Source organism: Paenibacillus sp. 2KB_20 (genome assembly GCF_052115765.1).
Taxonomy (GTDB): domain Bacteria; phylum Bacillota; class Bacilli; order Paenibacillales; family Paenibacillaceae; genus Paenibacillus_AQ.
Window position 1 is genome coordinate 61006 of the sequence record NZ_JBFRHH010000013.1, and the last position, 26000, is coordinate 87005.

Consider the following 26000-nt stretch of genomic DNA (forward strand, 5'->3'; position numbering starts at 1 on the left):
ATGAGGTCACTCCGCATTCGTACGTTTACTATGCTCTGCTTCGTCTTTATTCTCACTTTGCCGTGGATCTTCTTTGTTGCTGCTCACTTTATGGAGACGAAGACGCTCAGCTTCGAAAAAGGTCGGCTGCAAAATGAGACGCTGCAACGAAATATATCGGAAATGACTCAGCGAATTGAATCGGGCACAGACCAATGGACGGATTCCGACTGGCAAAACCAATTGTATTCAGCATTGCGCGAAGCGAAGATGGATGTTCTCATTCAATCCGCAGCAGATCAGGAAATTTATCGTTCCAATCCAGATCGACGAGGAACTAATTTATCTACCGAGCGGTTCTCTGTCATCGAGGACGGCCAGCTGCTGGGAAGGGTTATTCTGTATCTGCCTCAGTCCAATCAATTTCAAGTGATGTCGGCTTTTGTCGGGCTGCTACTTGCGATCTTTGTTGTTGGAATGGAAATGAGGCGATTCGTTCTTAAACCACTTGAGAAGATGGGAATCGCAGCTAGACAAATTGCAACAGGAGATTGGGATGTTCGATTACCCATGTCCAGGGTTACCGAAATCGCTGAAGTCCGCGACGGTTTCAATGTTATGGTCAAGGGGCTTGAGCAATCCTATCGAAAACAGGCCGAATTGGAGGAGGAACGCCGATTCGTCATTGCGGCAGTTGCGCATGATTTGCGGACACCTTTGTTCGCTTTGCGGGGCTATTTGGATGGTCTGGAGCAAGGGATCGCTCAATCTCCGGAAAAAATGGCCCAATATGTGGCGGTTTGCAAGGATAAATCGGCACAATTGGATCGGTTGGTAGAGGATCTGTTCACCTTTACAAAAATGGAGTATGTGGAGTCGGAACTGAACACTAAAACGGTTGATTTCAACCAGGTAATCCGGAATTCGATGGACAGTCTGAGTCCGCTGGCTCGGCAAAAAGGCATCTCGATCTCATTCCGTGTAACAGATGGCTGCATCATCAATGGAGATATGCATTTATTGGAGCGAGCCATGAACAATCTTCTGGATAATGCCGTCAGACACACACCTACAGATGGTGACATCGAAGTCCTGTGCAACAAAGATGGCAATAAGGTTATGTTTGCGATACGCGATACCGGGTCGGGCTTCTCTCTGGAAGAACTTGAGCGCGTATTTGAACCGCTGTATCGCGGGGAAGCCTCTAGAAGCCGCTCTACTGGAGGAAGCGGATTAGGCTTAACCATTTCACAAAGAATTGTTAGGCAGCACGGAGGCGAGCTTGCCGCAAGCAATCATCCGGAAGGGGGAGCGCTGCTGGAAGGATGGTTACCTGCAGCAGCTTCAGAGCAGATGGATTCGGAAAGCCACGAAAAATGATGGGAATCACTGACCGGTTTCACAACGGTGATTCCGGAACTGCTCCCAGGTCAGAGCGCCTCTTGGGGCAGGGCAGACGATTGTGCTGCAATATGTTGTTCCTGAAGATGCCGAGGAAGGCATTGTCATCAGTCGGGTTATCGCATTTTCAGATAATGGCCCAAGGCTGGAAGTGGCGACACCATTAAGAATTACTGGTGAGGATGAAGAATAAGGACGTATCTCAATAAAAAGCGCAGAACCTCGGTTCTGCGCTTTTTTTAATTGATGTTGATTTCATCTCCACTTGATCTTGATGTCACCCTTATACACACGTTTAAGGAAGGGGGAGAAAACGGATGAAAAAGGGTGCAACGATCATACCGCTTATATTGTCAGCAATATTCATTATTTTGCTGTATAATAATCTTTCGAATGAAGGTTCAGCAAGCTATCGTATGGCGGATATAACCAGTTCGAATGATCGCTCGCATGGCAAACAAACACAGCACGATCCAGAATCGACCTATATAGTAGTTATCGATCCTGCAGATTTATTTATATCCATTCACGGCAATACGTACGAGGATTATAACCAATCCGCAAGAAGAGGAAGAAATGCTGACAGAAGAAGTCCAATACAGGATAGCAAGTTCCATCTTGGACGGAATCAAGGAATATCTAACATTACAATAAACAGTATATAAAGGAGCCCTATAAATGAAGCATTATGCATCTGGCCGTATTAAAATCCCGCCGGGATTTTGGGAAGGATTACATCAATTAGGGATTGCCGCTCATGACATAGCACGCAAAGCACAATTACCGCTCACCATCATAACGGAATCTATAGTCACCACCGCCCAATATTTCGCGATCTGGAAGGCTTATTCCGATCTCATTGGTGACACGGCCCAAGCCATCATCAAGCTTGCGACCGTTTTTGAAACGGCGCAGTACCCACCGACCGTCTTAGCGCCTTACCACGCTCGTGACTACCGCGATGCTCTAAACCGAATGGCACGGTATAAACAACTATGTCCACCCGAAGGCTTGCTGATTACCGAGGAAGGCGAGTACTGTACCATCGAGCTGGAATGGCTGAATCTAGGCGAACAGCCCGGTCCTCCGCTGCTTGTGGGTATCACACTAGCATGTCTTTTGGAGCTTGGACGCCGGGGCACAGGTCAACCATTGACCGCACATTTGGTTGAATTTTCGCAGCCTATGGGCGATGTCCAAGCTCTTGAAGCTTATTTCGGCTGTCGTATCCGGATGGGTGCTACGCGTAACCGGTTGACGCTCTATCGAAGAGATCTGGACCGCACTTTTATCTCGTATAACGAAGAATTGCTGGAGATCCTAACTCCCGCTCTGGACCGTTCGCTTGATGAACTACAGAGCAACCAATCCATTACCGACCTGGTTAAGTGGATCATGAAACGCAGTCTTACAGGAGGGCGACCTGACATTCAGTCTGTGGCGAAGGAGTTCAATATGAGTGATCGTACGTTACAGCGCAGGTTAACGGAAGAAAATACGAGCTTCAAGCAATTGCTGATGCAAGCTAGACACGAGCAGGCCATTGAGTACTTGGCAGACCCCTCGCTCGATCTCAAAGAAGTTGCTTTTTTGATTGGATATGAAGATCAGAACTCGTTCTACCGTGCCTTCCGTCTTTGGGAAGGAGATACTCCATCAAATTGGCGTACTGAGCATCTCAGTACCCATTCGCTATCAGAACAACGGCAGGGAATGCTGACCATGAATTCATAGCGTTCTCAACTAAACGGTTTCTATAGAGAGGTTGCAGGTTACTTCAGTGTGTTGCTTTAGTATTATCAATTGGCGTGTTATACAAGTACTTTGGCGCTATGTGCTAGTTACTCAACATTCCTGACAAAGTAATATAATCACTATCCGGATCACAAAGGAGAAATGATTATATTATGGATATGGGATTAAACAATAAAACGGCTCTAGTTACCGGTTCAACAAAAGGCATAGGTAAGGCCATTGCTATTGAACTTGCAAGAGAAGGTGTTCATGTACTCATTAATGGACGAAATCATGAAGAGGTCGAGCAAACCGTGAATGACATCAAGTCCCAATTCCCGGCGACGTCTCCTCAAAATGCTACAGCCGATATCGTGGATGCAAAGCAAAGAGAAGCTTTGTTTGAAAAATATCCCCATGTGGATATTTTAGTTAACAACATGGGTATTTATGAAATTATGCAGTATGAGGATGTTGATGATGAGGTATGGGAGAAATATTTCCGTACGAATGTGCTTGCAGCTAATGGATTAACTAAATTTTACTTGCCACATATGTTGAAACGTGATGATGGGCGCATTATTTTTATAGCCAGCGAAGAAGCCGTAATGCCTTCAGGACAAATGCCTCAATACTGCATGACAAAATCAATGCTCTTATCCTTGTCTAAGAGCTTGTCCAAATTAACCAGGGGAACGGAAGTAACCGTTAATACAATTATGCCAGGACCAACCCTCTCAGAGAATGTGTACCAAATCATAGAAGGAATGTACCCTGATAAAAATATGACTTTTTCTGAAAAAGAGAAGGAATTTATGGTTACGAACCTACCTCAATCCGAAATGCAGCGATTTATCAAGCCTATCGAAATAGGTAGACTGGCTGCATTCCTGTGCAGTCCTTACGCATCCGCATTTAAAGGTTCTCCAATCCGTATGGATGGCGGAATGGTGCCTACGATTTTCTAAGGTTATTAATAATATTCTTACTCATATTAAAAGCTTGGGATCTAAAAGAGATCTCCAAGCTTTTTTAGTATCTATTCGCAATGTCCCTGATTCGAACCGGGTTTTTATTCGCTTATCAATTCCAGCTTGGTCAGCCTTTTGTGGTATACAATGCGAGACAGTCCAACGCTAATTTCATATAGAAGCAACAGGGGCACAATGACAAGAATGTCCGACACGATATCCGGCGGTGTAATGGTAACAGCTGCTATCGTCAGCAGCAAGTAGGCAATTTTCCGCATTTTAGCTAAGCGGAGCGGATTCAGGATGCCAATCGAGGTAAAGAACATGATAACGACGGGCATTTCGAACAGCACACCGAACGGTACGGTCATATGCACCATAAAACGGAAGTATCTCTCAGCTGTATAGGCTGTTATGAAATGATGCGACAGCGAATCCAGAAAGGACAGGACCATGGGGTAAATGACAAAGTAACCAAAAGCCAACCCCAATAAAAAAAGGGCTCCGATCGCGGGGATATACGCCAGAGAAGCACGCCGCTCAATGGTGCTTAAGCCGGGTACGACGAAACGCCATACCTGAAATCCGGCAACAGGCATCGTCACCGCCAGAGCTATAACGCCTGCAATCATGAAGTATACCCAAATCACGTCCGTTGGTCCCAATACTTGAAGCTGACCCTCCACGTCTCGAGTCAACATCTCATATAGGGGTTCAACATACAGAAAAGCGGCACAAAGGGCTACCAAAAAGGTGCCCAATGTGATGAGAATCCGCTTGCGGAGCTCTGTTAAGTGCTCCAATATATGCTGCTCCTGTTCTTGTGCCTGCTCGTGCTCGGTCATTTCAATTTATCTCCATCATGGATATCTTCGCTCGAAACCAGTTCACGCGTTGAGTTTTTGAACTCGCTCAGTGTACGACCGAAGGCACGGCCCAGTTCAGGCAGCTTCGAAGGACCGAAAATAATTAAGGCGATCAACAGAATGAGGATCAGCCCTGTCACACCGATATTTCCTAGAGGCATATGATCAACTCCTTTACCTATTTTTTATCCGATGCCATTTGCAGCAGCTTTGTAATATCTCTGGCGATCGACTCGTCGCGCGGCGCACCATGCAGCTTCGAGGCAATTCGGTCGATCAGCTCAGGAGCTTGCGGATTCGTTACCGTTAGAATTTGCACTTCTTCGTTAAACATGCTTTTCACTTGCTCTTTGGCTTGCGACATATTATCGTTGTCCGCAGACTTGGCCCCGATCACACCTTGGTTTGGTTCACCTTTACCCGACATTCCTTGCGTCTGACTTAAAACCTTTTGCTGCATGTTGTCATATTGGTTAGAAGAAACGCGTGATTCTGCACGTGCCAGAATAATCGTGTCATTCAGGACAAAGGCTTTGACTCCTTCAATGCCTGAACTTGCGAGTCTTGACTGGACATGGGAAGAGACACCGCCTTCATGCAGGCTGGAAGAGCCGATCATGCTGTACACGGACATGCCCATACCGCTTGTGGTTTTCCCGTGGACATTGGTCGTTTCGGTCTTGGGCCCATGATAGCTTGGGATCACATCGGTACTGTGCAAGTGTACGGCATCCGCATTACGCTGTTCCATGGATTGCGCATTTTGTTGATTGTCGTTTTGATTTAAGCAGGCTGTTAAAGAAAGAAGCAGTGCTGAGCCCAATATTGGACCTCTCCACTTGCTCCACAATTGATTCATGAGCATTCGCCTCCATATCATTAGTGTTTTTATCATGCCCGGATGGAGAATAATGTATGAATGAAATTTTGATGGGGACAATACCCATTATTCCAAATGATAAAGAGTAGGGGTGCTGAGAGTTTGAGCGAACAAGACGAACAACAAACCAAACCATCGAAGTCTGGCAGCTCACAGACGATGTCACGGCGAAAGTTTCTGAGAAACTCCGGGTATGCCGTGGGAGGTGTCGTGCTGGGCGGGGTACTCGGTTATCTGCTGCCGAAGCGGGCAACTCAGCCTGCAGCGCCAGCTCCTGAGACGAATGAAAACAACTACAATCAAGCATTAATGTTCTTCAACCAGGAACAATACCGGATAACGGAAGCAGCCGTAGAGCGTATATTTCCTGCGGATGACAATGGTCCTGGCGCCAAAGAACTTGGCGCTGCATTCTTCATCGACCACCAGTTGGCCGGTGATTGGGGTTTTAATGCAAGAGACTACATGCAGCCGCCTTTTTATGTTGGAGAGAAAACGCAAGGTTATCAGGGACGATTAAGAAGACGAGAGATTTTCTACATTGGGCTGCGCGAAATTCAGAACTACAGCCAAAAAAATTATCAGAAAGATTTCCCGAGCCTGTCGCCAGAGGAACAGGATGCCGTGTTAACAGCCTTTCAGAACGATGAGGTCAAATTGACAACGATCTCAGCCAGCGGGTTCTTCAACCTGCTCCGCAGCAGCACATTAGAAGGTGTTTACAGTGATCCGCTATATGGTGGCAATAAAAATATGCAGGGCTGGGCGATGCGGCAATATCCGGGAAACCAAATGGCTTACACGAATATTATCGAGAAGAATTTTACCGTCATCCCGCCTAAGAGTCTAAAAGATCACCTATAACGGCTCACGATTAGCGAGAGGAGTATAGATATGGCTAAAAAATTACCTAAAACGGATGTTGTCATCATTGGCGTCGGCTGGGCTGGCGGCATTATCGCTTCGGAACTGACCAAGAACGGTTTATCCGTTGTCGGATTGGAGCGAGGTAAAGAAAGAGTGACGGAAGACTATTACATGGCTCACGATGAGCTCCGTTATGCGCTTCGGTACGATTTAATGCAGGACCTCTCCAAAGAAACGATTACATTTCGAAGCACTGAAAAAATACGTGCGCTTCCAATGAGGCAATATGGCTCGTTCTTGTTAGGCGAGGGATTGGGAGGAGCCGGGGTGCACTGGAACGGGCAAACATTCCGTTTCTTGCCTTACGATTTTAAAATTCGGAGCATGACGGAAGAACGATATGGGAAAGATAAAATACCGCCGGAAATGATGATCCAGGACTGGGGTATAACCTATGATCAGCTTGAGCCGTTCTTTGATAAGTTTGAGAAGACGACCGGCATCTCCGGCGAGGAAAATCCCTTGGCAGGGAAACGTTCGAATCCTTACCCGACACCGCCTATGCTTCACACGCCATCCATGAAGATGTTCACAGAAGCGGCGAAAAAACTGAAGCTCAATCCATATACGGTGCCCTCAGCCAATCTGTCGGAAAGCTATACGAATCCGGATGGCATTGCCCGTGCAGGTTGTCAGTATTGTGGGTATTGCGAGCGGTTTGGGTGTGAATACGGGGCGAAAGCGGATCCGGTCGTTACCGTGATTCCTGTTGCCAAAAAAACCGGAAAGTTCGAAATCCGGACCCATTCCTATGTAAGACGAATCCTGCATACGGGAGGTAAGGCAACGGGTGTCATGTACACGGATCTAACGACGGGAGAGGAAATCGAACAGCCAGCGGATATCGTCGTTTCAACGGGGTATGTATTTAATAATACTCGTTTGATGCTTCTCTCTAAGATCGGTAAACCGTACGACTCGTCCAGCGGAACAGGTGTGATTGGCAAAAACTATGCTTATCAGGTCATCAAGGGGACCGCCGCCGGATTTTTCGAGGATCAATTCAATCTGTTTGCCGGAGCGGGAAGCTTAGGAATGGGCTTGGACGATTATAACGGCGATAATTTTGATCACTCGGATCTGAAGTTCATACATGGGGGGAACATCGCCCATACGGTAACAGGACAAAGACCCATTCAGAACAATCCTGTTCCGGAGGATACACCGCGTTGGGGAAAAGAGTTTAAGGCGAATTCCTTGAAGTATGCAAACAGCGTGCTGTCCGTGGGCTCCCAAGGATCTTCTATGCCTTATCGGCATCACTACCTAGACTTGGATCCCACTTACAAGGATGCATACGGAGATCCGTTGATTCGAATCACGTTCGATTTCGAAGAGCAGGACCGTCAGTTGGCTAGGTATCTTTCTGATCGCTGCGCAGAGATCCTGCAGGAGATGGGGGCCCAGAATATTATGAAGTTGAAGGAACTGGGACCTTACGAAATAACGACATACCAATCGACTCATAATACCGGTGGGGTTATTATGGGCGAGAATCCTGGCAATTCAGCCATCAACAACTACATGCAAATGTGGGATATGGAAAATTTGTTTGTCGTGGGTGCATCCGCTTTCCCGCATAATAGCGGCTATAATCCGACAGGTACGGTCGGCGCTCTTGCGTATCGCGCAGCGGACGGAATCCTCGAATACAGCAAAAAGGGCGGGTTGCTCGTATAACTTGCATTTTACAAAAGGAGGTAGTTTCAAACATGTTCAAAAAAGGGTTGCTGTTTGTCATGCTTTTGTCAGCTTTTGCTTTTGGTGTGGTGGCATGTGGAGGTAAAAACACATCAGAGCCTGCCCCAGCAAAAAACGGCGGACAAGCTCCACAGGAAGGTACAACCGGCGGGGATGCGACGAATGCAGAAGCAACCTCGCTCTACAATGCAAACTGCATGGCTTGCCACGCGACGGACTTAAGCGGAGGTGGGAATTTTCCAAACCTGCAAAATGTAGGGGCCAAATACGATGCCAGCCAAATCTCAGCCATCATCACGAATGGCCGAAATGGAATGCCGGCATTCCAAGGCAAGCTCTCCGCTGACGAAATTAATGTGTTATCTGAATGGTTGTCCGCCAAAAAGTAAGGTGAATAGAATATGAAATAATGAGGACCCTCATGCTACAATGCAGATATCGCATTGTTATCATGGGGGTTCTTCATATGTACGGAAGATTGGGAACACTTTTTAAGAGGGGGACTGTGAAGTCATGACAGAGACGTTCGTATCCTCCTATAGCACTTGTTCAAACAATTGCCGAACGGTGGTTTTCTTTTTTGCCGGTGTCCTGACCTATCGAAATAATTTTGAAGACGCTGCAAGCGAGATTGCTCTTAGATATCCAAATGCCAAAATTGTAGTGATCTTTCCGTATGGGATGGCAAACGGCATAGCGGGTTCCTCGTTAATCCATCTGCTAGCCCGGCAGCTTACTCAAGTTGGCTATGACTTGGTTCGCGAGCAGTCTCGCCGGGTAGTGAACGCAGGGCAGATCATCCGCGAGCATGCAGCAGATACGGATCAGCTGATCCTGATCGGGCACAGCGCTGGAGGCGTGGTCGCCTATAAGGCAGGGCTTCATTTGGAGGAGAAGTACGACTTTCGGGGTATCCATGTATTTGCTGTGGGGTGTCCAAAGTTTTATTTGAAGGACATTCCTTACAATGAACGGTTTACATATATTACGGGCCAGAATCCGGACAGGATCACTAGAATTGGCAGTTGGCGCAAGCCGGGTTCCAGGGTGTACCGGGGAAGTCCGGGGCGCGAGATTCAAGTGGATTTTAATCCGGACCATCAGGGATGGCGGTTTCATGCTTCTTATTTTCTGAAATCGGTATGGATGGATTCAAACGAAGTGTTCCATACCAATTCAGTAGTTCTGGTTTCCAAAATTCACGAGTTGTACCCTGGAAACTGAATATTACATAATAAATATTATGTAAACTAAATGTGCGTTTGCTTGTGTCATGTCCTGTCATACCATGTGAATTGTCAAGTGGTGAGGCAGGAAGAGTTATAGGGCAAAGAGCCGAATTCCCTTAAAGGAATTCGGCTCTTTGTTGTTTACGCCCGTATATCCGCCTGATGATTTTTACGGAATTTCAGGGGAGAGAGACCGATTATGCTTTTAAACGTGCGGCCGAAATGGGTGGAATTGTCGAAGCCGACGCTTTCGGCGATTTCGGAAACTTGTAAATGGGATTCTTTCAACAAATGACACGCTTGCTTGATCCGTACGTGATTCACATACTCGATCAGAGTAAACCCTGTTGATTCCTTGAAGGTTCGACTAAGATGGGATGGACTTACATGGAATCGGCTGGTGAGTTCCTCTAATGTCAGACGCTGTTCGTAGTGGTGATTGATAAAGTGGGCAATATGGGAAATACGCTGATGAACTTGGTTGGTTGAGGCATTTATGTATTGACGACCACTGTTTAGAATACGGTGGATGAACACCAAAAGCTCGGACAACAGGATTTTGAGATAAAAATTCGACTCCGGAAATCCGTTGACCGATTCGGCGGCCATCTTCGCAAAAATCCCTTCGACATACCCTTGCTCCTGACCCTTTAACCGGATGGAGCCGGAACCTGTTTGGAAAGGGGAGAGAGGATGAAATGACGAATCCTCGGTCAACAACCCACCTAAGAAATCTTCTTGAAAGAGCAAGGTCACTCTTTCAAATGGCGCACCGTTAGGATTGATCAGACGATGTCCGTCATTCTTTCGAATGAGCAGCATGGAACCGCCCACAAGCTGAAACGGCTGACTTCCAATACAATAATGCAGCTCGCCCGAGACAATATACAGAATTTCATAAGCGTCGTGATAGTGGAATGAAGGAATACTCGATCGGGATTTGCTCTCTCGACTGATATAAAAGGGATCGGAGCAAAAAAAGTTGATGTCAAATCACCTCTCACGAAAATCCAGCTATGTCATGATGTCCTCATTGTACCCGAAGCCGATTGAATTGTTAATCAAAATAACAGCAATATATGTTGAAAAGGGCCATTTTTAAATAAGATTCCGCGAGAATCCTGAGAAAACATCGGATATATTCAAGAAGGCGGGATTCATATCGAATCCTCAAGCCAAACCGTTCATGTTGAACGGGAAAGGGGTGCAAAGCATGCGAATCAAGAAGAAAAGAGGAAGGAATCCGCAAAAAATGTTCTTATTGTTTTTAGCATTATTGTTGATCCCCTGGACATTGCCGGCAAATTCATATGCCGACTCCGTGACGGGTAAGCCCGAGCTAGCCTCCGATGGGTCGGGGAAAGCGGCCGAGGCCTTAATCGCCGAATGGGTCTTCAAGAACAAGGGAGAAGGAGGCATCCATCCTGCAACCGGAGGGCTCAACAAGTCTTCCTCCATCCTGCAACAGGTCGGAGGATATTTCGAATACTACGACAGTAAAGCCCAAGATATTAGCTACCAGGGCTGGGATAACGGCCAGGGCAAGAAATATTGGTTGGCCATGGTTTCTACCTCAGCCTACAAGAATATCAAATTATCTTCGGAGCAAAGCTCTTCGGGTTCAGCTCCTAACGATTTCAAAGTACAGGTAAGTACCGACCGAACGGTATGGACAGACGTTCCGGGAGGCACGGTTCAGATGAATATCGTTTCAAGTTACAATTGTCCGAATCAATCCTGCATACTTAATAACGTCTCCTTGCCGAATGCAGACGATAAGCAAATGCTGTATATCCGCTGGGTGGTTAACTCCAATAAGCCAACCAACACCAAAGATAATCCGAAAGGCATTGGATCGGGAGGTTCCAGTAAAATCCGGAACATTCGCGTAACCGGAGAGCCGATTTCCGGAACAACGCCTGAACAGCCTACCATCGACGTATCCTATGTACCGGAGCAAGGTGCGGAAAAGGTTGCCGTGACCACGCCGATTGAGGTTAAGTTTAATAAACCGATCACGGTAACGGCAAAACAGGACATCACGGTTCGGGATGGCCAGAATCAGTCGGTTCCAAGCCTTGCCGTCGAAGTCATAAACCAAACGACCTTGCGCATGGGGCATGGCGGATTAGGTCAAGGGAAAAGCTACTGGGTTACCATTCCCCAAACCGCGGTCCAAGGAAAAGACGGCTCTCCCCTGATTCGAAATATCGAGTGGAGCTTTACAATTGTAGGAGCAGTCTCTCAGCCGAAACTCATTAACATGACCTTGAACGGCGATCCTAAAACAAGCATGGCTTTCGCTTGGTACACGGATACCTCGGCCGGAACGAAAGTCCAGGTAGCCGAATCAACGGGAACCAGTAACGTGTTTCCGAAAGAGGGTGTTCTTGAATTCACCGGAACTTCCGAGGAAATTTCGACTTATATGACCAAGGGTGACAGAACGACGGGTAAGAAGAAAAAGTTTTTCAGCCATAAAGCAAGCGCGAATGGATTAAAGCCGGGAACCGATTATGTATTCAGGGTAGGCGACGGTTCGATTTGGAGCTCCGTGGGATCGTTTAAAACCGATACAGCGACACCGCAGCCATATCGCTTTATCGTGGGAGCCGATTCTCAGGCCTCGAGCAAATCAGGCTTTGAACCATGGGCAGATACCTTCAAGAAAGCTTACGAACATACGGGTAACCCCAAATTTCTGATCAATGCCGGCGATCTGGTTGATAATGGCGACCTGGAAGAGCAGTGGCAGTGGATGCTCGGGCTCGCGCAGGAGCATCTGATGAAAGTGCCATTTGTACCCGTACTGGGCGGACACGAAGTATCGGATTGGGACGGGGATGCCACAACACCGAATAATAACTTTTACAACCATTTCAATCTGCCACGGAAAGTGGTGGATGCAACGCATGATGGCTCGGTTTATTCTTTTGAATACGGCGACGCGCTTTACATGGTCTACAACTCGCAGTTTGACGGCAAGCTGAACAAAGACGGCTCCGTCGACTGGGATGATGAACAGCACGAACAGTTTTGGAACCAGATTGATTGGATGCGGAATACGGTAGCGAAGACCGACAAGAAGTGGAAATTCGTGACGCTTCACAAAGCGCCTTATGCAGCTGGCGATAATTCCGCGCAATGGGAAGGAGATCGCGTTAAATTTTACAGGAAAAATCTGATTCCTGTTTTTGACGAGCTTGGCATCGATATGGTGTTTGAGGCTCACGATCATATGTATATGCGTTCCTTCCAAATGTACGGGGACAAGGTCATCGATCCCAAAAAACTGGAAAAAGACGAAGCAGGCAACGTCGTCAATCCTCAAGGAACGGTATATCTGATGTCCAATGCGTTTGGAAACAAATTTTATTACAAGAATGAACCGTATGACGACTATTTCGCAGCGATTAATAACCAGCCAAAGAAAAAAATGTTTACGGATGTGTCGGTTGCAGATCAAATTCTGAAATTCGATGCCTATACGGCCGCTGTTGAAGATGAAGGAAAGAGCGGATACGGGAAAAATGGGCTGAAGGTGTACGATCATTACGGTATTAAACGAACAGACACCAAACCGGATCCGGTGGAGGGAGCACAGGTTAAACTCCAAGGTACCAAAGCTACGTTGACCTGGAAGGCGCCGTCCTCAAGTAAAGAGCAGGTAAGAGGATTCCGTATTTACGAAAAGGATGACAAGATCAGCAAGCATTGGAGCCTCTATGTGCCAGTGAAATCGGGAACGTCGCAGTACAGCGTTGTTATCGACAAATTGAATCCGGATATCCAATATAATCTGGTGATCAAGTCTGTTGGCAGAAGAGACAATGCCAGCCCAGTCACGGTAAGCACCTCGAATCAGACCGAGGGGAATGAGCCTCCATCCGCTTTGGATGGTTTGGCGGGCAAAGGCGTGTCTCCTTTCCAAATTGACCTGACCTGGAAAGCGCCATCCGGCAAGGCGCCGGATCGTTATCATGTTTACCGCAACGATAGTCACGTTGGAACAACCAAGGAAATAACATATACCGATACCGGGCTGACGCCTGACACGGAATATCGGTACAAGGTGACGGCCGTTACCGCGGAAGGAGTCGAATCGCTGCCGTCTGAAGAAATCCGCTTGAAAACGATGTCTTCTTCACAAGGCACCGGGCCTTACAAGCCGTTTCCGCAGCATACGGCCTACACCTCCGGCTCGATCAAGCCAAATCATATGCAACAAGCGCAACTGGATGCAACCGTTGCCCGGCTGTATGATGAGTGGAAGCAGAAATACTTGAAAAAGAAGCCGTATCTTCAATCTTCGGAGCCGGATCAGTACTACGTCTGGTATGCCGATGGGGACTGGTTCCAAGAAGAGTTTGACAAGGAGCTTAATGTCAAGTATCAAGCGATGACCGTTTCGGAAGCGCACGGATACGGGATGCTGATCACCGCACATATGGCGGGCCATGATCCTAAAGCTAAGGCTTATTTTGACGGACTATATCGATATTTCAGAGCACATCCGAGTAAGATCAACCCGAACCTTATGGCTTGGAAGCAGGGTGATACAGGTCAGGCCGTCGTGGATGTCAGCGGCGTGGATTCGGCCACGGACGGTGATATGGATATCGCATACGCGTTGCTCCTTGCGGATCGCCAGTGGGGAAGCGATGGTGAGATCAATTACTTGGCTGAAGCCAAAAAAGTAATTGACGCGATCATGAAGAGTGATGTTAATCATGCTGAGTGGACATTGAAGCTTGCAGATTGGGTAAGCGACGACGATGCTAAATATGGCAGTGCTACGCGTCCTTCCGATTTTATGCTTCAGCATTTGAAAGACTTCAAAAACGCGAGCGGAGACGCCAATTGGGACCGCGTAATCGACAAAACCTATTCCATCAGTGAGGGATTATACAAAAAGTACAGTCCGAATGCGGGGCTGCTGCCTGACTTTGTGGTGAAGAAAAACGGCAGCTATGCTCCGGCAGATTCAACATTCCTGGAGTCTGAAACGGACGGGGACTATAGTTATAACTCTTCACGTATTCCTTGGCGGATCGGTACGGACGCTCTCATGACAGGGGAAACTCGTGCCAAGGAGCAGCTAAATAAAATGACGTCATGGATTCGCCAAGTGACCGGGGATGATCCAAGCAAAATATATGGTGGTTACAAGCTGGATGGATCAAAAGCGCTCGTGGATTATACGGATGCTTCATTTTCTGCGCCGATGATGGTCAGCGCCATGATAAATCCGGCGAATCAGGAGTGGCTCAACCGATTATGGGACCACAATGCCTCCATCTCCACGAATGATGATGTGTACTTTGGGAATACGCTGCGTCTACTAAGCATGATTGTCGTTTCGGGTAACTGGTGGTCACCGACCATCGCGGATACCGAAGCGCCGATGCAGCCAACCATCGAAGAAGCGGTAGCCGTATCCGATTCATCGGTGGAATTGAAGTGGACTCCTTCATTCGATAATGCGGGCATTGCAGAGTATAAGGTTTATCGGAATAATACCGTCATTGGAACGTCGAATACGACGGATTATAAGGATAGCGGCTTGACGCCGAATACAATGTATCAATATTTTATCGTTGCGTACGATACTTCCGGTAACATGTCCAAAATCAGCAATGTCAGAATCGTCTCAACTAGGAAGCAATAAATGTAATGCGATGATGATCAAACAATGAAGTACTGTCCGTCACTGAAGCAGTGATGGTATGAGCTAGCCATAATCATAATGAATGAATAAAGAGCCCGGGACCTCCCCGGGCTCTTTATGATCCGCTCCAGGAACAACCTATTTACCGTTTATTAAAGAATATGAGGCATTAGAGCTCTCGTACTTCCTCATTCACTTTGCGAATTTCTTAAGTTGTTTCCTTAGCAGAAAAGGTTATACTTATCAATAGGTTTATTTGAAAGTCATCAGGGGGATATGTGAATGGCAAAACAGGATGAAGTTTCATTACAGAAGAAATTGAGGCCAAGGCATATCAGCTTTATGGCGATGGGCGGTGTAATCGGCACCGGGATATTTAAAGGAAGTGCCGAGACGATCAGTCTCGCCGGTCCGGGCGTTATTTTCTCTTATATCTTTGCGGGACTGCTTCTTCTGGTCGTTATGGGAGCGATGACGGAAATGGCTACGGTGTATCCGGGCCGCAATATGAAGGATTTTGTTCGCGAAGCCTTTGGTAAGCGGGTTTCTTTTGTCATGGGCTGGATGTATTGTTTCATGTGGCTGTCGGTATGCGTGATTGAAGTGATTGCGGCAGGCAGCTTTCTGCAATACTGGTTTCCGGAGGTTCCGCTGTGGCTGCTGAGCCTTGCAAGTGCGGCACTCATTATTTTAATCAATATGATGAGTGTTGGAAGTTTTGGCGAAGTGGAATTCTGGCTTGCCGGGATAAAAATCGCCATGATTATTAGTTTTATTGTGCTGGGAAGTTTTCTGATGTTTGGCATTATTCCGAGTTCGGACACCCCGTACCTTCAGAATTTCACCGCACATGGCGGGTTTTTGCCAAACGGATGGTTTGCCATATTCTCAGCTCTGCTTGTCGTCACCTTTTCGTATGGAGGCTCCGAGCTGATAGGTCTCACATTAACCGAGACCGAGAATGCGGAGAAAATCCTGCCTAAAGTTGTACGCAACTTTATTTTAAGGGTGATTTTGTTCTTTACGCTGCCGCTCCTGATTATTTGCGGATTGATTCCATGGAACCAGCTGGGGGGAGAGTCAAGTCCTTTCGTGCAAGTGTTGTCCGCTACGGGATTGCAGGGAGCCGCCCACATCATGAATTTCATATTGGTAACGGCCGTACTGTCTGCAGCTAACTCCGGCATTTATGGTGCGACGCGCATGATCTATTCCATGGCTGCTGCCGGGGAGGCTCCAAGGAGCCTGGCTAAGACCACGAGCAAAGGCATTCCGCTCAATACGTTGAAACTCTGCGCAATCATACTATTAGCGGGTTCCTTGCTTGGATTGATCGCGCAGGACCAACTGTTTCGGGTTCTGATGGCGGTTCCGGGCTTCGTTGTGGTGCTGGTATGGATCTGTATTTGTTTCTCCCAGCTGAAGCTTCGCAAAGCTTATCCGGTGCAGCCTAGCTTTAAGGTATGGGGCTTCCCCTATGTAACTGCGTTTACTGCGCTTTGTCTATCGGTGATCACGATCCTCTTCCTCATCGATGGACAGAATCGGGTCAGCATCAGCGTATGTCTGTCCGTTCTTCTGTTATTGGTTGTCTGGTCCATCATGAAATTCAAAAAAGAGGCAGAAACGCATAACTGAGTGGATGTCGGGCTTTAACTTAACGGAAATCGGACAAGCCGGAAAATGTGTCGTGATCCGGTTGTGAGCCGCAGTACCGCAATCAAGAAAAACTGAATGTACGAAAGACAAGGCGGCAGAGGAATCAATCCTCTGTCGCCTTTTATATTCGAAGTGGCAGACATTCTGTCAGGTGTCGACCAAGCAAAAACCGAAGTCATGTTGGATGGAAAAGCACTCACCGCTTTAACAGATATTCCTTTATGCAAACTTGAGCTGGGTACACATACGTTTACGGTAAAAGCTATTGATTTAGCAGGGAATACATCTACAAAATCTGTAGATTTTCAAGTGAAAACAAGTTATGCCGCTCTAGAGGAACTGGTTCAACGTTTCGCAGACGAGGGCACAATTAACAACAAAGGGATTGCTAACAGTCTGCTGAAAAAATTGCAAAATCAAAATCTACGCAGCTTCATTTCAGAAGTCCATGCACAAACAAGAAATCATATCTCCGCCGAAGTTGCTGAATATTTGTTGCGTGATGCGGCGATGCTCCTTAACCCATACTGTTTTGTGCAGGGAAGAAAGCATTCGAGGTGCATTCCATGATAATTCCGGGTATGATGATTAGGTAGTATGGGAGTGATTCATTATACTTATAGTAAAATGGTTACTTCAATATGAGATGGGAAAGAGGGAACGGATGCCTACTATACTGGTTGCTGACGATGATGCGAACATTCGCGAACTCGTCTGTTTATTTCTAAGGAACGACGGATTCACAACGGCCGAGGCCGCGGACGGCAAGGAAGCAATGAACGTCTATGCCTCAACGCATGTTGATCTTGTCGTGCTCGATATTATGATGCCGAATATGGATGGCTGGACGTTGTGCAAAGAGCTCCGAAGAGTTAATCCTGATCTTCCGATACTTATGCTGACAGCGAGAGGCGAAACATGGGAGAAGGTAAAAGGATTCGAACTTGGAACAGACGATTACCTGACCAAACCTTTCGATCCATTGGAGTTAACGGTGCGTGTGAGAGCATTACTTAAACGATACCGGATCGGCTCTACACAGACGATTCAGTTAGGAAGCGTTACACTTGATCGGCAAACCTATAAGGTGATGAGAGGAACAGAGGCGCTCACGCTGCCGCTCAAGGAGTTCGAATTGCTGTATAAGCTTGCTGGTACACCCGGACAAGTCTATACGCGCGAACAATTGATCGATCAAATTTGGGGGATTGATTATGCTGGAGATGATCGAACCGTAGATGTACATATCAAACGCTTGCGCGAACGGTTTGCGGCTACATCTGATTTTCGGATCGAAACGGTTCGTGGACTTGGCTACCGGCTTGAGGTTTACGAATGATTAAGTCTTTATATATCCGTGTGGTCCTGACATTTCTAGTCTCCGTCATTGCGGGCACGATCATTTCTTTTTTTATGTCCACTTGGATATTCGAAGATAAATTGAACCAAAACGCTCAAATCAACTTGCGCAACTTTGGACAAGACATCGTGCAGATTTACAAGACCCTGCCGTTAAGTGAAGCGGACTCGTTCGTAAGTGGAATGAAGCAGCTCGATTCTTATCATATTCGGATTTACGAAGCAACGGGAGAGTTCCAGTCTTACGGTAAACTTAACGGACACAAACCTGCTACGGTGACGATGGAGCAGTTAAAGAAAGTCATCGATGGAGGCGTTGTTCAAGACACGCCGAATGGTATTGCTACGGTTCTCTTAGGGTTGCCTTTAAAAACGGAAACGGGAACGAAAGCGATGTTTTTGGAAACGCTCGCCCCCCCTTCTTCCTCTTTTGTCGCTAAGTGGGGATTGATCTTTGCAACCTGCTCGTTGATTGCAGGAAGCTTATTGATTCTCATTGCCTCTGTATTCCTGGTCAGACCGATCAAAAAGCTAACAAAAGCGACTAAGCGTATTGCAGCTGGAGATTTCAACGTCAAGCTGAATATTAAGCAAACGAGTGAGTTGGGTACGTTGGCTCGCAGTTTCGAAGACATGATGCATGATCTGCAGCAACTTGAGCAGATGCGCAGGGAGTTCGTAACGAACGTGTCGCACGAGGTACAGTCCCCGCTCACCTCGATATCCGGTTATGCTCAAGCGCTCAAGCAAGTGGACCTGTCCGATCAAGAACGAAGCCGGTATCTCGATATTATCATCGCTGAAGCGAAGCGGATGTCCACCATGAGTGATAGCCTACTCAAGCTGAGTATGCTTGAATCGCAGTCACAGCAGCTGCGGCTCGTCACAGTCAGTCTTGATGAACAGATTAGGCGAGTCATCGTCGCGCTCCAACCGCAATGGTCAGCTCGCAACATTCACTTTGAGCTTGATCTCCAAGCCGTTAAAGTCTTGGCTGATCACGACCAGTTGAACCAGGTATGGACGAATATTCTCAGCAATGGCATCAAATTTTCCAAGGATGGCGGCGTGATTCACGTTAGCACGAAGCAGGATATCAAGAATGTGACTATTCGAATCTCCGACACAGGGATTGGTATCCCTCTTGAAGACCAGAAGCGCATATTCGAACGATTTTTCAAGTCGGATCGTTCCCACAGTCGCAAGTTTGACGGCAGTGGTATGGGACTTGCCATCGTTAAACAGATCATATCGCTTCATCAAGGGGACATCCGAGTAGAAAGTGAACTAGGTCAAGGAACGACCTTTATTGTCACGTTGCCAATCACTCCACCAACGGAATAATTAGGCTTACAGGATAAGGTGGATGTATAGAATGTCCATCCGGATTGTCTAAACCGTATTTTCATGCCACGTTTCACATGCAAGCTTTCTTGTATGTGAAACGTGGCATTTTTTTGTTAGTTCATACTCCGTTCATGTTGTCGTCATGGTGAGGACATCTTGGTTGGTTAGGCTTGCATGAACGGCTTGTTACGGCCATTAACCAGATGAGGACAGGAGCAGATGTGTGTGACAAAAGAAAGAGAGAAGAAAAAATGGGGTGGAACCAAATCGAGGAAAGTATTAAACATTTTGCTTAAAGTATTAGGTGCAATCGGTATAGCTATCCTACTGTTTGTTGCCGCCGTGTATACCGTTAACAAAATCAGCAGTCATTCGGAGCAGAAGAGATTGGAACCTTATGGTCAGCATGTATCTGTAGATGGGAATCAGATGAATGTCACCATTCAAGGAAAAGGCGAAGAAACCGTCGTGATTTTACCTGGCTTTGGAACGGCATCGCCAGCACTTGATTTCAAACCGCTTATTTCAGAGTTATCCCCATATTATAAAGTCGTCGTCGTAGAGCCTTTTGGTTACGGATTGAGCGATCAGACCGAAAAGGAACGTTGCACGGCAAATATCGTTAGTGAGATTCATGAAGCTTTACAGAGTCTCCATATTGATCGTTATATCCTTATGGGCCATTCCATTTCCGGGATCTATAGCCTGGATTATGTGAACAAATATCCAAATGAAGTACGTGCATTTGTCGGACTGGATAGTAGTGTTCCAGCGCTGAGTGAACAAAAGATTGATTCGTCAGAAACACAACCGATTAAATGGTTCCGCAACTTAGGTTTCGCCCGATTACAATTGAAACTGAGTGCTGACCCTTATGATGGACTGCCTTATGATGAACAAACGAAAGAACAATTGAACATTCTTATACGCAAAAATATGTACAATACCACTCAATTAAATGAGGCAGAAAGTATGTATTCCAACTTTAAAGCAGCTGAACAGCTAATGTTCCCTTTAAATCTCCCTGTTCTGTTCTTTGTTCAGGCGAATCATCCGGGAACAGATCAATGGATTCCTGAGCATGAAAAACTAATAAAGGACTCCGCACATGGAGAAATGGTGTTGTTGGAAGCGAATCATTATTTATATCGTTCCCATGCCAAAGAAATTGCTGAAAAATTCAGGGATTTTATGGGAGGAATTCAATAACTCCATCATGTACAAGCTCCTGTGCCCGTAACGTCATAACATTTCCTTGCCTGTTCATATTCAGTTCATATTGACGTCACGGGGAGTACATTTTCATAGGTTAAGATTTCATTAGCAGCAAAGAAGAAAGCCCAACAAACAGTTCAAGAAAGGAGAAGATGAGAGTGACACAACCAGAGGAAAAGAAGGCGAAGAATGGATCGAGGGCCAAGAAAGTGCGAAACATGATCCTTAAAATACTAGGAGCAATCGTAATCGCCATTATTCTGTTTCTAGGTATTGTTTATATCACGAATGTGATCAGTACAAATTCAGAGGCGAAAAAGATAGAGCCCTACGGTCAGCATGTATCTGTAGACGGGAAAAATATGAATGTGCTCATTCAAGGTGAAGGCAAGGAAACGATCGTGCTTCTGCCCGGTTATGGAACAGCAACTCCAGTGCTTGATTTCAAGTTGCTTATTGATGAATTATCTCCATATTACAAAGTTGTTGCTGTTGAGCCATTCGGTTATGGATTAAGTGATGAAACTGAAAAAGAAAGAACCACAGAGAATATCGTAAGTGAAATTCATGAAGCTCTGCAACAACTTGATATTCAGCAGTACATGCTCATGGGTCACTCCATTGCGGGCATTTACGGCATTGATTATGTGAACAAATATCCGGATGAGGTAACTGCCTTTGTCGGTATTGATAGCAGTGTATCCACCCAACCAAGTATTACAGATGCAAAGTTCCCATTAAAAACATTCGCTTTCCTCAGAAATACAGGTCTCTTAAGATTAATGATGAAAGTGGGTGCAGACCCCTATGAGGGACTTGCGTTCGATGAACAGACGGTTGAGCAGATGAAAATGATCTCGAACAAAAACATGTACAATCCCACGTCATTAAACGAGATGGAACATATTTATTCCAATTTTAAAGGTGCTCAAGGTTTAACCTTCCCTAAAGATCTTCCACTTCTTCTCTTTGTACAAGCGAATAATGAAGGGGTAGAAGGGTGGATACCTTTGCACGAAGGACAGATCAAAGATTCGGTACATGGGAAAGTAATCACAATGGATGGTTCACATTATTTACATCATACTCAATTCAAAAAAATTGCTGAAGACTTTAGAGCTTTTATGAACGAAGCGAAGTAAATATGGTGTAGAGGTACACTCTTTAACTTAACAGGTGTGCATGAACGAATATGAGAAACCGTCCTGCGGGGCGGCTTTTCCATAATATATCTAATTCGGACGATGTCCGTGATGAAAGAGAGAGGCATTCAAAATGAGATTATTTGAGATACTTTTAGTTCTATCCTGCTTCGCTTTACTCGTAGACCTACTATTTATTAAAAGAAGTGCAAAGAAAACAGGCTTGGGTGTAGGTATAGGAAGTAGCGTCATACTCGTAGCTCATTTATTGGTTGAGGGATACAGATGGCAGTTGCTTTTGGTATATATCATGACGGCTCTATTTATAATCATCGTTTTATTCAGGCATTCCGAAAAAATGGTGAATCTAAAAATAGGAAAGGTATTGAGATATAGTTTATCTTCCTTAATCGTCATTCTGCTTGTTGCTTCTACCCTCTTGTCAGTATACTTACCTGTCTTTAATTTGCCGAAGCCGGATGGTCCAGAGAAAGTGGGTACTCAAACCTTTCATTTTACAGATCAGAACAGAGATGAAGTCTTGACTGAAGATCAAAGTGATAAGAGGGAATTAATGGTTCAAGTATGGTACCCAACTGAAAATATTAATAACAACAAGCGTGACACGCTGTTTCCAAATAATAAAGAAATGTTCAAAACGTATATTCAGAGCTTCTCTGCTTCTTTGAAACTGCCTGAATTTGTGCTCGACTACTGGAAATATAGTCATAGCAATTCTTATGAAAATGTAGAAATATTATCTTCTGCAAGTCCTTATCCTGTGGTGCTGCTATCTCATGGTATGGGAACCAGTAGAGTTCTACAAGCATCACAGGCGGAGAATCTGGCCAGTCATGGGTTTATTGTAGTGACAATCGATCATACGTACAGCACGTTTGCTACCCTTTTTCCTGATGGCCGTGTAACGGGCTATACAACAAAGATGACAACCATAGATGACCGCAGAGAAATCGGGGAAATATGGACAAAAGACGTGGAGTTTGTAATCAATGAAATCGAAAAGCTGAATTCAGGTGCAATTGAAAGTCAATTCAAAGGGAAAATGGATTTAAATAACATAGGCGCGATGGGGCATTCTTTTGGGGGTGCAACGGCGTTTAATGCAACGTATTTGGATCATCGAATCAAGGCCGGGGTTAATATGGATGGGTCACTGAATGAAGTAGAAGATAGAGATGATATAAACAAGCCGTTTATGTTTATCAGATCGGGAAATTTTGAAGACTGGTTAGCCAATTTTGAAAGTGATAGAAATTCGGATGACGAAGTAACTAAGTTTCTTTCAGATGAGCTGCACATTATGAAAAATGTTATTGAACATGGGGGAAATGTGATTTATATAGAAGGAACCCAGCACTTCAATTTCACGGATCTTCAATTTTATTCAGAACTGATTAAACTGTCCGGGATCACAGGAGAGATCAATGGTAAAAGAGGATCAAGCATCGTAAATCAATATGTACTCGATTTCTTTAACAAGCAATTGAAAGGAACGGGTGGAAACCTGATTCAGGGGCCGAGCGACATCTACTCAGAGGTGAAATTTGTAGATCCGAAAGAACTCTAATTTAAACTCAGGAGATGATGTGAATGGGACGACAAACGGGAAAACGAACTTCAATCTCCGCCTTAACTCTGGTGTTAATGATGTTAGCTCCAATGTCAGTCATGGCCGCACCAGCTACGAGTAACAACAGCGATCTGACGTATGAACCAACCAAGAAAATAGTAGCGGAGAAAGCGAAGATCCTTACTGAGACGTACGGTACGACCAGTGTGCAATATGCATTAATCGATGCTGGAGAGATTGTGGTGTCCGGTCAAACGGGCAAGAACGATATAAATAACAAGGTGCCTCTTACTTCGAACACGATCTATGGCATTGGTTCAACCAGTAAAATGGTACTTACCACGGCTGTAATGAAGCTAGTTGACGAAGGCAAGATTGATTTGGATAAGCCTGTTGTGAACTATATCCCTGACTTTAAAATGAAAGATAACCGATACAAACAAATTACAACACGCATGCTGTTGAATCATTCCTCCGGTCTGCTTGGCAGCTCTGGCAGCAATGCTACATTGTACGGGGATAATGACACGTATTCACATGACACTTTTCTGGATCAATTGGCGCTACAGAATCTAAAAGCCGATCCAGGAGAATACTCCGTATATTGTAATGATGGTTTTACATTAGCGGAGATTCTGGTCGAAAGAGTTAGTGGCATGGGCTTTACTGCATTTATACACAAATATATTACAGAGTCCCTGGACATGAAACATACCAAAACACCGCAGGATGTGGTTGATCCGGCAGCAATGGCGGGAATCTATTCTCCTTTGGTTGAAGGCCAGCTTCCTCAAGAGAATTATAATATCATCGCTACTGGAGGCATTTATTCCACTGCTGAAGATCTTGTGAAATTTTCACAAATTTTCACGGGAGAGGTCGAGGGCATTCTTTCAAGTAAGTCGGTCGAAGCCATGGCGCAAGAAGAATACAAAAGAGGCATGTGGCCGGAGGATAGCGATACGTCTATATCTTACGGGTTAGGGTGGGATAGTGTGAACTTGTACCCATTCAGTGAATACGGCATCAAAGCTGTTACCAAAGGTGGGGATACCATATCGTATCACTCCTCATTAATCGTACTTCCGGAATACAATCTGGCTGCAGCTGTTACCTCCTCAGGTGGGACAAGTGCCAAAGATCAGTTCATTGCTAGTGAATTATTACTCAGCGCACTTGAGCAAAAGGGCATTATTACAGAACGAAAGCCGGAAAAATCGTTTGGCGTGCCAGTGAAGTCAGATATACCTAAAGAAATATCCACGTATGCAGGTATATATGGCGGCAATAATTCGGTTAAGAAGATTGAAATGAATCATGCTGGACAAATGACTGTGTCCACACTCACAGCTCCGAGTAATCCGGCTCAAGAATACACATATACAACGGATGGTACTTTTGTTAACAATGAAGGTACAGAAAAGTTGAAATTTGTTACGGAGAAGAATGGACGTACTTATCTGTGGTCTCGATCTTATATATCCTTGCCAGGACTTGGGCAGTTGGCTTTCTCAGAATATACAGCGGAGAAGCTGGAAGCCAATGAATTATCCCAGGATGTTATCGCCTCGTGGGAACAGCGTGAAGGTAAAAGATATTACGTGGTGAATCAGAAGTATACATCAACAGTTTATCTCCATTCGTCACCAATCCTCCCTATTTATACGAGTAAGGAGACTCCGGGGTATGTGTCCAATAACAAGATTATTGGAGCAAACGAAGCAGTCACTGAGCTTCAGATCCCTGGCATGGCTGGACGTGATACCAAGGAGATTTATTTCGCCGAAAAGAACGGAGTGGAGTACATCACAGCTGTAGGTAGCATATACGCCAGTGAGGAACTTGTACAATCACTCTATTCGGGCAAACAATCTGTAACAACGATTCAAGCAGACGGTTACGCCAAATGGTTTTCTATACCATCAACGGTGAATGGAAAAGTCATGACCGTTAAACTGCCTTCAAATGGTGCCTTTGCCGTATATGATCAAAAGGGTATTTGTATTAATCACACCGTGGTCAGCGGTAAGAATGAAGTGGTTTTACCAGAGAACGGCCGCATTGTATTTGCAGGTGAGGCCGGTTCCAAGTTTGAAATTTCATTGAAATAGGCGAAGTTTTTATCCCCTTTAAGTAGACACTTAAAAACCCTCATAAATTCAGGAGGGTTCAAGTGACACTTGGAGGGGATATTTTTATGGCGAAAAAAAGGAAGAATTAAGGATCGTAAATCATCATGTACTCAAATTAGTTCGCCTGTTCATACTCGGTTCATATAGACGTCACGAAGAGTACATTTGTATGGGTTAAGCTTATTTTAGCACCAAAGCA

At 45.6% G+C, this 26000-nt stretch carries 22 protein-coding genes; 18 read left to right on the forward strand and 4 right to left on the reverse strand.

What is annotated here, in order from left to right:
- The 5 genes from AB4124_RS27305 (at position 1) to AB4124_RS27325 (ending at position 4082) form a co-directional block, all read left to right on the forward strand.
- The gene (locus AB4124_RS27305) at positions 1–1359 is read left to right on the forward strand and encodes a sensor histidine kinase (RefSeq protein WP_441974787.1); all 1359 of its coding nucleotides are present in this window, start codon (positions 1–3) and stop codon (positions 1357–1359) included.
- Positions 1360–1441: 82 nt separating this feature from the next.
- Positions 1442–1573 carry a hypothetical protein gene (locus tag AB4124_RS27310; RefSeq protein ID WP_430200840.1) on the forward strand — a complete coding sequence of 44 codons (132 nt, stop codon included), beginning with the start codon at positions 1442–1444 and terminating at the stop codon, positions 1571–1573.
- Between the two features lie 124 nt (positions 1574–1697).
- Positions 1698–2045: a hypothetical protein gene (locus AB4124_RS27315; RefSeq protein WP_441974788.1), complete on the forward strand. Its 348-nt coding sequence runs from the start codon at positions 1698–1700 to the stop codon at positions 2043–2045.
- A gap of 13 nt (positions 2046–2058) precedes the next feature.
- Positions 2059–3114, forward strand: a complete 1056-nt coding sequence (locus AB4124_RS27320; protein ID WP_430107593.1) for a helix-turn-helix domain-containing protein — start codon at positions 2059–2061, stop codon at positions 3112–3114.
- Between the two features lie 173 nt (positions 3115–3287).
- Positions 3288–4082, forward strand: coding sequence for an SDR family NAD(P)-dependent oxidoreductase (locus AB4124_RS27325; RefSeq protein ID WP_441974789.1), 795 nt, complete (start codon positions 3288–3290; stop codon positions 4080–4082).
- A 104-nt stretch (positions 4083–4186) separates the two neighbouring features.
- Here the strand turns inward: AB4124_RS27325 and tatC are convergent, their stop codons facing one another.
- Genes tatC through AB4124_RS27340 form a run of 3 tightly spaced genes read right to left on the reverse strand, consistent with a single transcriptional unit; the run spans position 4187 to position 5810 of the window.
- The gene (gene tatC / locus AB4124_RS27330) at positions 4187–4930 is read right to left on the reverse strand and encodes a twin-arginine translocase subunit TatC (RefSeq protein WP_441974790.1); all 744 of its coding nucleotides are present in this window, start codon (positions 4928–4930) and stop codon (positions 4187–4189) included.
- A complete protein-coding gene (tatA, locus tag AB4124_RS27335; RefSeq protein ID WP_071221680.1) occupies positions 4927–5112 on the reverse strand; it encodes a twin-arginine translocase TatA/TatE family subunit in 186 nt (61 codons plus the stop codon). Before tatA ends, tatC begins: the two co-directional genes overlap by 4 nt.
- A 17-nt stretch (positions 5113–5129) precedes the next feature.
- Entirely contained in the window at positions 5130–5810 is a 681-nt protein-coding gene (locus AB4124_RS27340) for a hypothetical protein (RefSeq protein ID WP_339273172.1), read from the reverse strand.
- A 123-nt stretch (positions 5811–5933) separates the two neighbouring features.
- On the opposite strand from AB4124_RS27340, the gene AB4124_RS27345 reads away from it, so the two are divergent.
- The 4 genes from AB4124_RS27345 (at position 5934) to AB4124_RS27360 (ending at position 9683) form a co-directional block, all read left to right on the forward strand.
- Entirely contained in the window at positions 5934–6695 is a 762-nt protein-coding gene (locus AB4124_RS27345) for a gluconate 2-dehydrogenase subunit 3 family protein (protein ID WP_430200837.1), read from the forward strand.
- Between the two features lie 30 nt (positions 6696–6725).
- A complete protein-coding gene (locus AB4124_RS27350; protein WP_076323385.1) occupies positions 6726–8438 on the forward strand; it encodes a GMC family oxidoreductase in 1713 nt (570 codons plus the stop codon).
- Positions 8439–8470: 32 nt separating this feature from the next.
- The gene (locus AB4124_RS27355; protein WP_430107601.1) at positions 8471–8848 is read left to right on the forward strand and encodes a c-type cytochrome; all 378 of its coding nucleotides are present in this window, start codon (positions 8471–8473) and stop codon (positions 8846–8848) included.
- 124 nt (positions 8849–8972) lie between these two features.
- Complete coding sequence (locus AB4124_RS27360; protein ID WP_441974791.1) at positions 8973–9683, forward strand: alpha/beta hydrolase; 711 nt, start codon at positions 8973–8975, stop codon at positions 9681–9683.
- 146 nt (positions 9684–9829) lie between these two features.
- Here the strand turns inward: AB4124_RS27360 and AB4124_RS27365 are convergent, their stop codons facing one another.
- Complete coding sequence (locus tag AB4124_RS27365; protein WP_441974852.1) at positions 9830–10675, reverse strand: helix-turn-helix domain-containing protein; 846 nt, start codon at positions 10673–10675, stop codon at positions 9830–9832.
- A 226-nt stretch (positions 10676–10901) separates the two neighbouring features.
- On the opposite strand from AB4124_RS27365, the gene AB4124_RS27370 reads away from it, so the two are divergent.
- From AB4124_RS27370 to AB4124_RS27410, 9 genes are all read left to right on the forward strand, one after another.
- On the forward strand, positions 10902–15356 hold the full coding sequence (locus tag AB4124_RS27370; RefSeq protein WP_441974792.1) for a glycosyl hydrolase family 8: 4455 nt from the start codon (positions 10902–10904) through the stop codon (positions 15354–15356).
- Positions 15357–15638: 282 nt separating this feature from the next.
- Positions 15639–16994, forward strand: coding sequence for an amino acid permease (locus AB4124_RS27375; RefSeq protein ID WP_379405216.1), 1356 nt, complete (start codon positions 15639–15641; stop codon positions 16992–16994).
- 96 nt (positions 16995–17090) lie between these two features.
- A complete protein-coding gene (locus AB4124_RS27380; protein WP_441974793.1) occupies positions 17091–17585 on the forward strand; it encodes a hypothetical protein in 495 nt (164 codons plus the stop codon).
- A 94-nt stretch (positions 17586–17679) separates the two neighbouring features.
- Positions 17680–18354 carry a response regulator transcription factor gene (locus AB4124_RS27385; RefSeq protein ID WP_339273179.1) on the forward strand — a complete coding sequence of 225 codons (675 nt, stop codon included), beginning with the start codon at positions 17680–17682 and terminating at the stop codon, positions 18352–18354.
- A complete protein-coding gene (locus tag AB4124_RS27390; protein WP_441974794.1) occupies positions 18351–19718 on the forward strand; it encodes a sensor histidine kinase in 1368 nt (455 codons plus the stop codon). Before AB4124_RS27385 ends, AB4124_RS27390 begins: the two co-directional genes overlap by 4 nt.
- A 222-nt stretch (positions 19719–19940) precedes the next feature.
- Positions 19941–20930: an alpha/beta fold hydrolase gene (locus tag AB4124_RS27395; protein ID WP_441974795.1), complete on the forward strand. Its 990-nt coding sequence runs from the start codon at positions 19941–19943 to the stop codon at positions 20928–20930.
- Positions 20931–21094: 164 nt separating this feature from the next.
- Positions 21095–22078 carry an alpha/beta fold hydrolase gene (locus AB4124_RS27400; protein ID WP_441974796.1) on the forward strand — a complete coding sequence of 328 codons (984 nt, stop codon included), beginning with the start codon at positions 21095–21097 and terminating at the stop codon, positions 22076–22078.
- A 133-nt stretch (positions 22079–22211) separates the two neighbouring features.
- The gene (locus AB4124_RS27405) at positions 22212–23666 is read left to right on the forward strand and encodes an alpha/beta hydrolase family protein (RefSeq protein WP_441974797.1); all 1455 of its coding nucleotides are present in this window, start codon (positions 22212–22214) and stop codon (positions 23664–23666) included.
- A 23-nt stretch (positions 23667–23689) separates the two neighbouring features.
- Entirely contained in the window at positions 23690–25780 is a 2091-nt protein-coding gene (locus AB4124_RS27410; protein WP_441974798.1) for a serine hydrolase domain-containing protein, read from the forward strand.
- The last annotated feature ends 220 nt before the right edge of the window (positions 25781–26000 follow it).

Bases quoted from the DNA above. Each gene is read 5' to 3' on its own strand.
- AB4124_RS27305 (WP_441974787.1), top strand. From the start codon at position 1: ATGAGGTCACTCCGCATTCGTACGTTTACTATGCTCTGCTTCGTCTTT.
- AB4124_RS27315 (WP_441974788.1), top strand. From the start codon at position 1,698: ATGAAAAAGGGTGCAACGATCATACCGCTTATATTGTCAGCAATATTC.
- AB4124_RS27320 (WP_430107593.1), top strand. From the start codon at position 2,059: ATGAAGCATTATGCATCTGGCCGTATTAAAATCCCGCCGGGATTTTGG.
- AB4124_RS27325 (WP_441974789.1), top strand. From the start codon at position 3,288: ATGGATATGGGATTAAACAATAAAACGGCTCTAGTTACCGGTTCAACA.
- tatC (WP_441974790.1), bottom strand. From the start codon at position 4,930: ATGACCGAGCACGAGCAGGCACAAGAACAGGAGCAGCATATATTGGAG.
- tatA (WP_071221680.1), bottom strand. From the start codon at position 5,112: ATGCCTCTAGGAAATATCGGTGTGACAGGGCTGATCCTCATTCTGTTG.
- AB4124_RS27340 (WP_339273172.1), bottom strand. From the start codon at position 5,810: ATGAATCAATTGTGGAGCAAGTGGAGAGGTCCAATATTGGGCTCAGCA.
- AB4124_RS27350 (WP_076323385.1), top strand. From the start codon at position 6,726: ATGGCTAAAAAATTACCTAAAACGGATGTTGTCATCATTGGCGTCGGC.
- AB4124_RS27355 (WP_430107601.1), top strand. From the start codon at position 8,471: ATGTTCAAAAAAGGGTTGCTGTTTGTCATGCTTTTGTCAGCTTTTGCT.
- AB4124_RS27360 (WP_441974791.1), top strand. From the start codon at position 8,973: ATGACAGAGACGTTCGTATCCTCCTATAGCACTTGTTCAAACAATTGC.
- AB4124_RS27370 (WP_441974792.1), top strand. From the start codon at position 10,902: ATGCGAATCAAGAAGAAAAGAGGAAGGAATCCGCAAAAAATGTTCTTA.
- AB4124_RS27375 (WP_379405216.1), top strand. From the start codon at position 15,639: ATGGCAAAACAGGATGAAGTTTCATTACAGAAGAAATTGAGGCCAAGG.
- AB4124_RS27380 (WP_441974793.1), top strand. From the start codon at position 17,091: ATGTACGAAAGACAAGGCGGCAGAGGAATCAATCCTCTGTCGCCTTTT.
- AB4124_RS27385 (WP_339273179.1), top strand. From the start codon at position 17,680: ATGCCTACTATACTGGTTGCTGACGATGATGCGAACATTCGCGAACTC.
- AB4124_RS27390 (WP_441974794.1), top strand. From the start codon at position 18,351: ATGATTAAGTCTTTATATATCCGTGTGGTCCTGACATTTCTAGTCTCC.
- AB4124_RS27395 (WP_441974795.1), top strand. From the start codon at position 19,941: ATGTGTGTGACAAAAGAAAGAGAGAAGAAAAAATGGGGTGGAACCAAA.
- AB4124_RS27405 (WP_441974797.1), top strand. From the start codon at position 22,212: ATGAGATTATTTGAGATACTTTTAGTTCTATCCTGCTTCGCTTTACTC.
- AB4124_RS27410 (WP_441974798.1), top strand. From the start codon at position 23,690: ATGGGACGACAAACGGGAAAACGAACTTCAATCTCCGCCTTAACTCTG.